This window comes from Nocardioides mangrovi, from assembly GCF_020073815.1.
GTDB lineage: Bacteria > Actinomycetota > Actinomycetes > Propionibacteriales > Nocardioidaceae > Nocardioides > Nocardioides mangrovi.
Genome location: NZ_JAIQZJ010000006.1, coordinates 66,014 through 77,713 on the forward strand (window position 1 = coordinate 66,014; position 11,700 = coordinate 77,713).

At 71.7% G+C, this 11,700-nt stretch carries 13 protein-coding genes; 5 read left to right on the forward strand and 8 right to left on the reverse strand.

Annotated elements, in window-relative coordinates; genetic code table 11:
* Window positions 1-4: 4 nt before the first annotated feature.
* Together K8U61_RS11185 and K8U61_RS11190 are read right to left on the reverse strand one after the other, a co-directional pair.
* Window positions 5-1,312, reverse strand: a complete 1,308-nt coding sequence (locus tag K8U61_RS11185; protein ID WP_224123100.1) for an ABC transporter substrate-binding protein — start codon at window positions 1,310-1,312, stop codon at window positions 5-7.
* Window positions 1,309-2,205, reverse strand: coding sequence for an SIS domain-containing protein (locus K8U61_RS11190; protein WP_224123101.1), 897 nt, complete (start codon window positions 2,203-2,205; stop codon window positions 1,309-1,311). Before K8U61_RS11190 ends, K8U61_RS11185 begins: the two co-directional genes overlap by 4 nt.
* A gap of 109 nt (window positions 2,206-2,314) precedes the next feature.
* Here K8U61_RS11190 and K8U61_RS11195 point away from each other — a divergent pair, with 109 nt between their 5' ends.
* Together K8U61_RS11195 and K8U61_RS11200 are read left to right on the forward strand one after the other, a co-directional pair.
* Entirely contained in the window at window positions 2,315-3,304 is a 990-nt protein-coding gene (locus K8U61_RS11195; protein ID WP_224123102.1) for an amidohydrolase family protein, read from the forward strand.
* Between the two features lie 172 nt (window positions 3,305-3,476).
* Window positions 3,477-4,169 (forward strand): helix-turn-helix transcriptional regulator, encoded by a 693-nt coding sequence (locus K8U61_RS11200; protein WP_224123103.1) that lies wholly within the window; start codon window positions 3,477-3,479, stop codon window positions 4,167-4,169.
* Window positions 4,170-4,186: 17 nt separating this feature from the next.
* Here K8U61_RS11200 and K8U61_RS11205 read toward each other — a convergent pair whose 3' ends face one another.
* A complete protein-coding gene (locus K8U61_RS11205; RefSeq protein ID WP_224123104.1) occupies window positions 4,187-4,675 on the reverse strand; it encodes an SPFH domain-containing protein in 489 nt (162 codons plus the stop codon).
* A 279-nt stretch (window positions 4,676-4,954) separates the two neighbouring features.
* Here K8U61_RS11205 and K8U61_RS11210 point away from each other — a divergent pair, with 279 nt between their 5' ends.
* On the forward strand, window positions 4,955-6,052 hold the full coding sequence (locus tag K8U61_RS11210; RefSeq protein ID WP_224123105.1) for an excalibur calcium-binding domain-containing protein: 1,098 nt from the start codon (window positions 4,955-4,957) through the stop codon (window positions 6,050-6,052).
* A 77-nt stretch (window positions 6,053-6,129) separates the two neighbouring features.
* Here K8U61_RS11210 and K8U61_RS11215 read toward each other — a convergent pair whose 3' ends face one another.
* The 4 genes from K8U61_RS11215 to K8U61_RS11230 all read right to left on the reverse strand — a co-directional run bounded on the left by K8U61_RS11215 (window position 6,130) and on the right by K8U61_RS11230 (window position 9,124).
* A complete protein-coding gene (locus K8U61_RS11215; RefSeq protein WP_224123106.1) occupies window positions 6,130-6,531 on the reverse strand; it encodes a VOC family protein in 402 nt (133 codons plus the stop codon).
* A 5-nt stretch (window positions 6,532-6,536) separates the two neighbouring features.
* Window positions 6,537-7,052, reverse strand: coding sequence for a GNAT family N-acetyltransferase (locus K8U61_RS11220; protein ID WP_224123107.1), 516 nt, complete (start codon window positions 7,050-7,052; stop codon window positions 6,537-6,539).
* A gap of 64 nt (window positions 7,053-7,116) precedes the next feature.
* Window positions 7,117-7,629, reverse strand: coding sequence for a hypothetical protein (locus K8U61_RS11225; protein ID WP_224123108.1), 513 nt, complete (start codon window positions 7,627-7,629; stop codon window positions 7,117-7,119).
* Between the two features lie 181 nt (window positions 7,630-7,810).
* On the reverse strand, window positions 7,811-9,124 hold the full coding sequence (locus K8U61_RS11230; protein ID WP_224123109.1) for an alpha-glucosidase/alpha-galactosidase: 1,314 nt from the start codon (window positions 9,122-9,124) through the stop codon (window positions 7,811-7,813).
* Window positions 9,125-9,225: 101 nt separating this feature from the next.
* On the opposite strand from K8U61_RS11230, the gene K8U61_RS11235 reads away from it, so the two are divergent.
* Together K8U61_RS11235 and K8U61_RS11240 are read left to right on the forward strand one after the other, a co-directional pair.
* Window positions 9,226-10,083 carry a DeoR/GlpR family DNA-binding transcription regulator gene (locus K8U61_RS11235; RefSeq protein ID WP_224123110.1) on the forward strand — a complete coding sequence of 286 codons (858 nt, stop codon included), beginning with the start codon at window positions 9,226-9,228 and terminating at the stop codon, window positions 10,081-10,083.
* On the forward strand, window positions 10,080-10,979 hold the full coding sequence (locus K8U61_RS11240) for a 2-deoxy-5-keto-D-gluconate 6-phosphate aldolase domain-containing protein (RefSeq protein ID WP_224123111.1): 900 nt from the start codon (window positions 10,080-10,082) through the stop codon (window positions 10,977-10,979). Before K8U61_RS11235 ends, K8U61_RS11240 begins: the two co-directional genes overlap by 4 nt.
* On the opposite strand, the gene K8U61_RS11245 is transcribed toward K8U61_RS11240, so the two are convergent.
* Entirely contained in the window at window positions 10,976-11,683 is a 708-nt protein-coding gene (locus K8U61_RS11245; RefSeq protein WP_224123112.1) for a L,D-transpeptidase family protein, read from the reverse strand. The two genes, K8U61_RS11240 and K8U61_RS11245, sit on opposite strands and share 4 nt — an antisense overlap.
* Window positions 11,684-11,700 lie beyond the last annotated feature (17 nt).

Below are 11,700 nucleotides of genomic sequence, written 5' to 3' on the forward strand. Positions count from 1 at the left end.
GGGCTTACTGCAGGTCGATCTTGGCGGCGTCGGCGGCCTCGTCGAGCTTGTCCTGGGGATCGCCGTCGCCGCGGAGCACGTCGCTGATGGCGGAGCCGACGGCCCGGGACATCGCGGTGTAGCCCACCACGGTCGGCCGCGGCGTGGTGGCGTTCTCGAGGTTCTTGAAGAAGACGTCCGCGCCCGGGTAGTCCTTGCCGTACTGGGCGAACTCCGGGGTGTCGGCCGCCGAGCTGCGCAGCGGCAGGTTGCCGTAGGCGAGGTTCCAGCGCACGTCCTGTGCCGGCTGGGTGAGCCAGTTGATGAAGTCGAAGGTGGCCGCCGCGCGCTGGCTGTCGTCGTGGTCGTAGAGCGTCCAGAGGTCAGGCCCGGAGATCGTCTGGTGGCTGCCGTCGGTGCCGGGGAGCTCGGCGACGGCGTACGGCGTCTTGTGCGACTTGAGGTCGTAGAGGACCCACGGGCCGCTGATCAGCATCCCGATGTGGCCGGCGTAGAAGTTCGGCTCGAACTTCTGGTCGGTCTGGTCGAGGTAGACGCTCTGGTCGTCGACGGCGAGCTCGCGCCAGTACTCCAACGCGTCCACGCCGGCCTGGGAGTTGAAGGCCGGCATGCCGTCGTCGTCGAGGACGTCGCCGCCGTTCTGCCACACCTGCGGCCAGAAGCGCCACACGGTGTCCTCGCCGCCGTCGGTCGGGTACGCCGTACCGAACTGGTTCTTCGACGGGTCGGTCAGCGCCTTCGCCGCGGCGCGGAAGTCGTCCCAGGTCCAGTCGTCGGTGGGGTAGTCGAGGCCGGCCTCGTCGAAGAGCTCGGTGTTGTAGATGAGGCCGAGGTTGTCGACCACGGCGGGCAGTCCGATCACCTGGCCGTCGACGGTCGCGGTCGCGCGGGCCGCCTCGGGGAACTCGTCCCACCCGGCGTCCGGCTGGGCGACCTGGTCGGAGATGTCGAGGGTGCGGCCGGACTTGCCGAGCACCGACGCCCAGCTGCCGTAGGTGTAGGAGACGTCCGGGTAGTCGCCCGACGCGAAGCCGGCCTGGAGCTTCTGCAGCAGGTCGTCGGTGGTGTCGGCGCCGGGAGAGAGGTCGATGGTGACGTTCGGGTGGTCGGCGGTGTACTCGTCCGCGAGCTTTTGGAGCAGCTCGTCGGCCTCGCTGTCCTGGCCGGTCCACCACGTGATGGTGACGTCCTTGTCGGGGTCGAGCGTGGTGACGGCGGTCGTGCCGGAGTGGTCGGATCCCGAGGAGCAGGCCGCCAGCGTGGTGAGCGCGAGCACGGCGAGTGCGGCGGTGAGGCGGGACGGGCGTCTCATCGTGATTCCTCCAGGGGCGACAGGATGACAGAGCGCGTGAGGTTGCGTGGGCGATCCACGTCGAGGTGCTTGGCCTCGGCCGCGGCGACCGCCAGGCGTTGACAGGTGATCAGCCGGGCCAGCGGGTCGAGCGGCTCGTCGACGACGGTGGCTCCGGTCGTGGCCCGGACCTCGTCGAGCAGCCCGGCGTCCACCCCGCCGAGGGAGACCACGAGCGTGGTCGGGCCGGCGACCGCGATCGGGCCGTGCCGGTAGTCGAGCGCGGGGTAGCTCTCCGACCACGCCTGCGCGCACTCGCGCATCTTCAGCGCCGCCTCGTCGGCCAGCCCGACGGTCCAGCCGCGGCCGAGGAAGACGAAGTGGTCGTAGGCCGTCACGTCGACCGGCAGGGGAGCGGCGAGCGCCGTACGACCGTCCTCGATGACGCCGCCCAGGTCCTCGCCGAGGGCCGCTCGCCAGTGCACCAGCGTGGTGGTCGGGAAGCGGGTCTGCACGATCGAGGACTCGTCGGCGTACGACAGCGCGACGACCTGGTCGCAGCGGTCCGGCACCGGCGTGCCCGGCACCGCCGTCACGCACGCGAGCTTCGCACCCTTGGCCACGTCGGCGTCGAGCGCCTGGAGGATCTCGGTCGTCGTCCCCGACCGGCTGATCGCGAGCAGGTGCTCGTAGCGCCGGCCGACCGGCAGCTCGGACGCGTAGCACCAGTCCGTCGGCCCCTGACCGGCGGCGTCGCGCAGCCGCGCCATCGCGTGGGCGACGAAGGCCGACGTACCGCACCCGAGGAGGAGCATCGACGCCCCGGCGGCCGGGAGCGATGCGCGGGCGCCGTCCGCCGCGGCCCGGGTCCACGCGGCGGGCTGTCCGGCGATCTCGTTGCTGGTCAGGCTCACGGGCTCAGTAAGGCCCCGGCGCCGAACGGGTGTCGAGCGTTGTGCGCAAACGCGCAGAACCGTCCGCGCGCATCGCTCATCGTGACCCGTACGCCGCCACACTCGGCGGGTGCCCGGCCTCAAGATCGACGTCCACAACCACGTGGGCCGTTGGCTGTCCGACGACGGCGACTGGCTGACGACCGCCGAGGACGTGCTCGCGACGATGGACGCCGCGGGCATCGCGACCCTGGTCAACCTCGACGGCAGGTGGGGGAGCGAGCTGACCGACAACCTGGCGCGGTACGACGCCGCCCACCCCGGCCGCTTCCTCACCTTCTGCCAGGCCGACTGGTCCCTCCTCGACACCCCGGGTGCGCTGACCGCGCAGCTCTCGGAGTCAGCGGCCGCCGGTGCACGTGGCCTGAAGATCTGGAAGGACCTCGGCCTCTCCGTCCGCGACCAGTCCGGCCGGCTGGTCGCCCCGGACGACCCGCGCGTGGTCGAGCTCTGCCGCGCCGCCGGCGACCTCGGCCTCCCGGTCCTCATCCACACCGCCGACCCGGTCGCCTTCTTCGAGCCGCTCGACGAGACCAACGAGCGGATCGACGAGCTCACCGCCGTACCCGAGTGGTGGTTCGGCGGCCCCGACCACCCGACCTTCGCCGCCCTGCTCGCTGCCCTCCACCGCCTCGTCGGCGCCTGCCCCGCCACCACCTTCATCGGCGCCCACGTCGGCTGCCAGGCCGAGGACCTCGACGCCGTCGGCTCCGCGCTCCAACGCCTGCCCAACTGGCACGTCGACACCGGCGGCCGCCTCGCCGAGATCGGCCGCCGCCCCGCCGCCTTCCGTCGCCTCGTCGAGACCTTCCCCGACCGCATCCTCTTCGGCAGCGACTGCTACCCGCCCAAGCTCTCGGAGTACGACCGCTGGTGGCGCTTCCTCGAGACCGCCGACCAGGACTTCTCGTACGTCGACGACGGCGACGTCCCCCTCCAGGGCCGTTGGCGGATCAGCGGGTGCGACCTGCCCGCCACGCTGCTGCCTGCGCTCTACCGCCACAACGCGCAGCGCGTGCTTGGATGCGGCGCGGCGTACGGGCTCACCACATTCGGGTAATTGGGCTCCGCGGCCTACCCGACCTGACCCATCCGCGTTCACCATGGTGGTGAGCCCAGCAGGGTTCACACACTCGCCGGTTCCGCTGCGAGCCGGACTCAACCAGTGGCACAGAGCCAGGGGAGACCCGGGCTCGCTCTCGGGGTGGCGCGCAGAATCGTTTGGGGGAACGATGAGCCGCTCAGGTCAGGTCAAGGTCGCCATCGCCGACCGGCACGCACTCTTCGCCGAGTGCTTCGGGATGGTGCTGGAGCTACGCAACTACCGCTACCAGGCGGTGCCGGTTCCGACCGGCCCCGGGCAGAGCGATCGGATGCTGCGACGCCTGCTCGCCTCGCACCCCGACGTGGTCGTGATCAACGCCGACCTCGGTCCCCACTGCCACGCGCCGACGATCATCGAGGCCCTGGCGCGCGCCGGGGTGCCGGTCGTGGCGGTCACCGAGGGCCCGGACGAGGCGCTCTGGGGGCAGTGCCTGGCGCACGGTGCCCGAGGCGTCGTGCCGAAGACCGAGCCGCTGTCGGCGCTGGTCTCCGCCGTCCGGCGTACCGGCAACGGCGAGCCCCTGCTCCGCCACGACGAGCGGTCCCGACTGATCGACGTCTACCGCCACGAGGACGCCGCCAGCCAGCTGCGGCGCGAACGTCTCGGCACGCTCACGACCCGGGAGGGCGAGATCCTGCGGCACCTGATGGCGGGACACACGGTCCACGAGATCGCCACCCGCCGCTTCGTCTCCGAGGCGACCGTCCGCACCCAGGTGAAGGCGATCCTGGGCAAGCTCGACCTCAGCTCCCAGATCGCGGCCGTCGCGGCCGGGCGCTCCGGCAACTGGCAGTCCGAAGCACTGCCCATGGCCGGGTGACCGCGGGCCTGCTGTCGCTACTGACCGCCGTCGGGGCTGGAGTCCACACGGTCGAGCATCTCGGTCAGGTGCTGCCGGAGCCGCTCCCGGTGCTCGCTCGCCACCTGGTCGAGGCGGGCGATCTCCTCCTCCTGCCCGGCCCGACGCGTCTCTGACTCCTCGCGCACCCGGTAGGCCTGCAGCCGGGCGTCGTCCACCGTCCGGGTGGCCTCCTCGCGTGCAGCACTCACGAGGCGGTCCGCCTCCGCACGCGCGCCGCGCATGAGCTCGGCCGCCTCTGCCCGAGCGTTCGCGACGAGCTGGTCGGCCTCGCCCTTCGCCTCCGAGCGCCAGCGATCCGTCTCCTGGGCGGTCATCTCCAGCAGGCGCGCCGCCGCCGCCGACCCACCCGGATCCTCGGAGCCGCTGGTCGACAGCAGCCGACGTGCTCTCGACGCGTCGGTGCCATCGCTGTCTCCGAACCGGTTCGTGTGCCGGTCCGGATAGCTGTTCGCGTTGATGGTCATGAAGCCCTCCCGAGGTGGCCGCGCCCCGGGGGTGGGCGCGGACCCATCACTACACCCTGCCTCCTCGGTCACGTATTCGACAATCCGGGGTCGTGTTGCGCCGGTGTCGAAAATGGGGGCTGATCCCGCCAAACGACTGACAGTGTCGCGGCCGCGTGCCTACCCTCCCTGAACTCAGGTGCCACACCGCTCTCGGAGGAGCCAGTGCCTCGTCGAACTGTTTTCGTTGTTGCTGCGGCTCTCCTGGCCGCGCTCGCCTCGCTGGTCGGGTCCCCCGCGATGGCTATCGCGGATCGCGACTGCGGGGACTTCCCCAGTCAGCGAGCGGCACAGATCTTCTTCCTGAACCATGGCGGACCCCAGTCCGACCCTCACGGTTTGGACAGCGACGGCGACGGGATCGCATGCGAATCGAATCCCGCGCCGTACTACTACGGCACGTCGCTGCCGGGTGGCGACAAGCCGGACCCGAAGCCCCAGATCACGAACGTGCGATCAACCGTCAACCTCGTCGTGAATCCGGGCAAGCGGATCGCGGGCGAGCCATTTCGGATCAAGGTTTCAGTGCGACCCGCGATCAGCCGGACTGTCGTCGTCCAGCGGAAGGTGAACGGGCGCTGGAATTCGTTTGCATCAGGAGTCACCGGTCGAAACGGCAAGACGTCTGGACACTTCACCGCGCCGAAGAACAGGGTGACCTACCGAGCCGTCCTGAACCCGGTCACCAAGGCCAACAAGCGGTACTCCGCGGCAACCAGTCGCGCCCGAGCCGTGATCATCCAGCGTCAACGCGTCATGCTCGACTTCGACGACAGATCCGTCGCCCAGGGCGATCAGGTCCAAGCCTCCGTCAGAGCAACGCCGATCCGGCCGGGCCGCACGGTGGTGTTGCAGATGAGGTCCGCCGGGACATGGCACACGGTCAGGACGAGCAGGTTCGACCACCGCGGTCGCGCCACCTTCAACTTCACACCTAGGTTGGGCCAGGACGCATACCGGGCTGTTGCGCGGAGCTTCCGTGGAGCGGCATCTGCGCAGTCCGGTCTCAAGACCGTGACCGTCGAGGACCGGACGCCACCGCCGGCGCCGTACGACCTTGTAGCTGTCGCCGGGGACGGCGGAGTCGAGCTCAGCTGGTCCCGCGCTCTTCCCCAGGACTTCGCTCACCACGAGGTCTGGATGCGAACTGCCGACACCGACTGGTCTCTCGTGAGCGTCACTGGTGACGACAACATGGAGGTTTCGCTGCTGCAGAACGGGGTGACGTACTGGTTCACGGTCACCAGCGTCGACACCAGCGGCAATGTCTCTGAGATGGCGGAGGAAGCCTCTGCCACGCCGGTGGCGCCTGCTCCGAGCGCGTCTCTGGCCAGGTAGACGATCCACACATCCCGGTGGCCTTCGTCCGTTGACACACGGCGCACCGCAAACCCCGGACGTCGGTGCCAGATGTGTCAGCCGGCGAACGTGGCGAAGGTCCAGTGGTTGCCGTCGGGGTCGGCCACGGTGAAGTCGCGGGAGGGGTAGTCGGTCTGGTCGACGAGCTCGTGCACGAGCGTCGCGTCCAGTGCGACGGCTCGGGCGAGCACGGCGTCCGGGTCGGCGGTGACCACGTGCAGGGAGGCCGTGCCCGGCCGGCACGGTGTGGGTCGTTCGCCGGTGCTGGAGAGCAGGATCCGGCCGCCTTCGGGCCAGTCGAGCTGGCAGTGGTGGATGGCGTCCGGGCTCTCGCCGGGGATCAGGAGGTCCTGGGTGAACCCGAGCTCGAGCAGCCAGTCACGCAACGCCGGGGCGTCGTCGCTGACGACGCTCGCCCACACGCTGTGCTGGTGCACTCCGCTGAGCCCGACGGCCACACAGGTCAGCGTACGTCGGGACCGCGGTTGGTGAAGGCCCAGTCGAGGCCGTCCTCGCCTTGGCAGTCCAGCGCGGTGTCACGGCGGAGCCCGGCCTTCAACGCCACCCGCCGGCTGGCCGTGTTGTCGGGCCGCACGCGCGCCACGATCGTCTCGCCCGGTAGCTCGGCCGAGGTCGCCGACACGACGGCCGTGGCGGCCTCGGTGGCGAGGCCCCGTCCCCAGACGTCCGGGACGAAGCGGTAGACCAGGTTCACGACCGGGCGGTCGTGGATGAGCATCCGCTTCACGCCGGCGTACCCGATGATGCGCTCCGACTCGGCCTCGCGGACGCACCGGTAGCCGAAGCCGTGCTCGTCCCAGTGGCGGATCCACCGGTCGACCAGCTCGACCGCCGCGTCGAGATCCGCGAGCCGGTCGGACGGGTTGTGCTCGACGGTGCGCGGGTCGCCGAGGATCGCGAACACGCCCGCCGCGTCGGCTGCCACGGGCCGGCTCAGCCTCAGCCGCTCGGTCCTCATCGGTCGAGCACGAGGACGTGCTCCACGACGCCGTCGTCGGACGCGAGTGTCACGCGGGCCTCGCTCAGTGGTTCAGGACGAAGAAGAGGCCGCCTTCACGCACCCGGATCGGCTCCGCGTCGGGGTCGTCGAGCGGGACGCACCACTTCTCGGGAGCGTCGAGCCCGGGCAGGTTGGCCTGGCGGGGGTTCAGGGCGCAGGCGAAGGTCGACCAGACCGTCGGGTCGTCGACGCTGCGCCCGTGGAAGAGGCCGACGTCCATGTAGTCGGGCACCTCGGGTGCCCCCGGCTCGGCGGCCTGCTGCTGGTAGGCCTTCTGGGCGAGGTCGTAGCTGGTGTCCATCGACTCCCCGTCCAGGGAGGGCTCGAGGTCGGCCATGACCGGCGCCATGATCTGCGCGGTCGACGTCGCCGCCTTCTTGGTTGCCGAGTCGTACGACCGGGCCAGCAGCAGCTCGACCACGACGTACGCCGCCACGAGCGCGACGACCGCGGCGACGACGATCCAGGTGACCCGGTTCTGCCGGGCACGTCTCGTCTCGCTGGGCGTGGGTGTCCGAACGCCGAGATCGCTCATGGTCGACATCGTGCCACTCGCGACCGCCGGGACGGGGCTACATTCGGGGACATGCCCGATCCGCGGGAACGCGTGTGCGTGCCGCTCGAGGTGGAGATCATCCCGCTCTACCGCGAGCCGGCCTGGTCGGTGCGACTGCGCCGGGAGCAGCGCCGCGACCGACGGCGTCAGCGGCGGCGGGCTATGGCGCGAGCGGCACGCGCAGCGGTGCGGGCAGTCGGTCGCCGTGGGCGGCGACCATGGCGTCGCACAGCGACCAGATCTGGTCGACCGTGAGCGTCGAGGCGGTGTTCGGGTCGAGCATCGCCGCCTGACGCACCAGCAGCGGATCGCCGGCGTACGCCGCCTCCGCGACCAGGTCGACGACGTTGAGGAAGCTCCGGTTGAGCGCGGCGCACGCCGCGGGCAGTGCGCCGACGGCGACCGGCGCCGGACCGGCGGCGTCCAGCGCGAGCGGCACCTCGACGCCGAGTCCGGCGGGCAGGCCGTCGATCAGCCCGTGGTTGGCGACGGTCGCGTGGATGACCCGCGGCGTCCCGGTCACGAGGGAGTGGATCACCTGCGGGGCGTACTCGGTCGCGTCGGCGGTCTCCAGCGGCTCGTCCGAGCGCAGCAGGTCGCGCGTCGCGGCGTACTCCGCGAGGTTGCCGGCGCTGATCCCGACGTAGTCGCCGACGGGGATCCGGAGCCGCTCGACCTCGCTGTCGTGGTGGAGGTACCACGGCAGGTACTCGCTCGAGTGCTCGCTGGTCTCGGTGGGGTAGCGGCCGAGCCGGCGGTACATGTCGACCCGCACCCGGCGCCGCAGCTCGGGGTCGGCAGCGATCCGCTCGTCGAGCAGCGGGTAGAGGTCGCGGCCCTCGTGCTCCCAGTGCAGCAGCCAGGCCTGGTGGTTGACGCCGGCGGCGCGGTACGACGTGCCCTCGAGCGGTACGCCGAGCAGCTCGCACAGGTCGTGCACGGTCCAGAAGACCGAGTGGCAGAGCCCGAGGACGTTGATGTCCGGGTGCCGGCGGGCCAGGTAGGTGACGTTCATCGACATCGGGTTGGTGTAGTTGAGCAGCCACGCGTCCGGGCAGCCGGCCCGCATCGCGTCGGCGATCGCGTCGAGCGCGGGATAGGTGCGCAGCGCGCGGAAGATGCCGCCGACGCCGAGGGTGTCGCCGATCGTCTGGCGCAACCCGTACGCCGCCGGCACCTCGAAGTCGGTCACGGTCGCCGGGTGGCCGCCGACGTTGATCGCGTTGATGCAGAAGTCCGCGCCGTCGACCGCCTCGGCCAGCGACAGGTGGGTCGACACGGTCGGCTTGGCCCCGACCTGCTCGGCCATCCGGTGCGCGATGCCCTCGGCGGTCGCGAGCCGCTCCGCGTCGATGTCGTGCAGCCGCACCGTGCAGTCGGCCAGCTCCGGCATGGAGACGAGGTCGTGCAGCAGGTCCTTGGTGAAGACCACGCTGCCGGCGCCGATGAAGGCGATCACGGGGGAGGACGGCATGGCGTCAGTGAACACCGGCGGGTCGGCTGCGGCGTACGAACAAGCAGCACGCGTTGCGCGTTTGTGTGCGTCCGGGTGCGCGCCTCGCTCATAGTGACGCCATGCCGAGAGCCTCCTCGAACCCGCGGCCGTGGCGCCGGGCCGAACGGGTGGCGACGATCCTCGACCACCTCGACGCCGTCGGCTCGATCAGCGTGCCCGAGCTTGCGGACATGTTCGGCGTCTCGCTCGCGACCGTACGGCGCGACCTCCAGCTGCTCGAGGAGCAGAAGCTGCTCGAGCGCACCCACGGCGGCGCGGTCGCCGTCGACGTCGCGCACGAGCTCCCGGTCCGCTACCGCTCCGGCAACACCGCGCAGAAGCGCGACATCGCCCGGGTCGCCGTCAGCCGCGTCCCGATGGGCGCGGTGGTGGGTCTCAACGGCGGCAGCACCACGCTCGAGGTCGCTCGCCAGCTCGCCGTGCGCGAGTCGCTGTCGGTCGTCACGAACGCGCTCAACATCGCCGCCGAGCTGGCGCTGAAGCCGAAGTTCAAGGTCGTGGTGCCGGGCGGCGTCGCCCGGCCGCAGTCCTACGAGCTGGTCGGACTCTGGAGCGACCAGGCGCTGCGGGTGCTCAACGTCGGCGTCGCGATCGTCGGGGTCGACGGCGTCGACTGCGTCGGCGGCATCACCACCCACGACGAGGTCGAGGCGCAGACCAACGCAGCCCTGCTGTCGCGGGCCCGGCGGGTGATCGTGGTGGCCGACAGCAGCAAGTTCGGTCGCGTCCAGCTGGCCCGGATCGCCGGCATCGCAGAGGTTGACGAGATCATCACCGACGCCCAGGCCGACCCCACCGAGGTCGAGCGGCTGCGCGCCGCCGGTGCCACCGTCACCATCGCGCCGCCGGCGCGCGGTGCGTCACGTGGGCTGACCGCCGTACGCACCGACGACGAGGAGCGGGGCGAGCTCGCGTGACCCCCGGCTGGACGGCCCCGCTGCGGGTCTTCGCGATGGACCACCGCGACTCCTACCGCACGCTGCTCGGCATCGACTCCTCCGCCGCCGCGACCGAGCGCGCCCGCGCGATCAAGCGGGTCGTCTTCGACGGCTTCCGCGACGCCCTCGCCGAGCTCGACGACCCCCGCGGTGCGACGGTCCTGCTCGACGAGGAGTACGGCGGCCCGCTGGTCGACGACGCCCGCGCGTCCGGCGCGCTCGTATGCATCCCGCTGGAGCGCAGCGGCCAGGTCGAGCTGCAGTGGGAGTACGGCGAGGAGCTCGCCGACACCGCCGCCGTGGTCGACCGGATGCGCCCCGACCTGGCCAAGGTGCTGCTGCGCTACAACCCGGAGGGCGACCCCGACCTCAACAAGCGCCAGGAGGTCCGGCTCGCCGCGATGTCGGACTGGTGCCTCGAGCGCGGCCTGCCGCTGATGCTCGAGGTGCTGATGCCGCCGACGCCGGAGCAGCGGGCCGCGTCCGGCCCCGACCTCGCCCGCTGGGACGCCGAGATGCGCCCGGCGCTGATGGTCGAGGCCGTGCACCGGCTGCGCGCCGCGGGCGCCGACCCCGCCATCTGGAAGATCGAGGGCCTCGACTCCACCGCCGACGCCGCCGCGGTGGTCGCCGCGGCGCGCGCGGACGGGCGGCCCGACGTGTCCTGCATCGTGCTCGGCCGGGGCGCCGACCTCGAGCGCGTCGAGCAGTGGCTGGCCGTGGGGGCGGCCACGCCGGGGTACGTCGGGTTCGCCGTCGGCCGCTCGCTGTGGAACGGTCCCGCGCTCGCCTACGACCGCGGCGAGCTCGACGCGCCCGCGGTCCGCGCGCAGGTGGCTGCCAACTACCTCCGGCTCTGCCGCGCCTGGGGCTAGAGCACTCGGACGACGGTCCGACGGGCGGTGAACCGCCAGACCTTGCCGGCCATCACGGCGCTGAGCCGCAGGCAGCCGTGGGAGGCCGCGAGGTCGGTGCCGAGCAACCAGTCGGCGTGGATCTGGCGGCCGGTCGACTTGTAGCGGGGGATCCGGTGGAAGCCGATCCCGCACGGCGCGAAGCGCACGAAGTCGTCGAGCCAGAGCCGGCCGCTGTAGTCGGAGTTGCGCGCGATCCGCGCGGCCCGGCCGCAGTAGGAGCCGGTCGTGTAGGAGCCGGGGCGCAGCTCGCGGGTGTTGTCGATCATCCCGCCCTGCGCGAGGGTGCGGCCGCGGGGACCGACCAGCCAGAGCCAGTTCTGCGCCTGGGAGACGACGACCCGGCGACCACGGCCGGAGCCGGCCGGGACCGGTCGTCGGTCGCAGCGCGGGGCGTCGTCGGCCCGCAGTCGCCGGCGGGTGTCGCTGGTGAGGTGCCCGCTCTGCGGCGTACCGCTCGCGGCCTGGAAGCGCACCGCCGCGGCCCGGACCTGACGGTCGACGCGGCCGTCGGGCCGGCCGGAGTCGCAGCCCAGGTGGTTGAGGGTCCGCTGCGCCTCGACGACCCAGCTGCGGGCGGGTGCTGCGGCCGCCGCGGTCGACAGGCCGGTCCCGAGCGTCGTTGCACACGTGAGGGCGGCCAGCAGTGAGACGATGCGTCGCATCACCCCATCGTCCACTC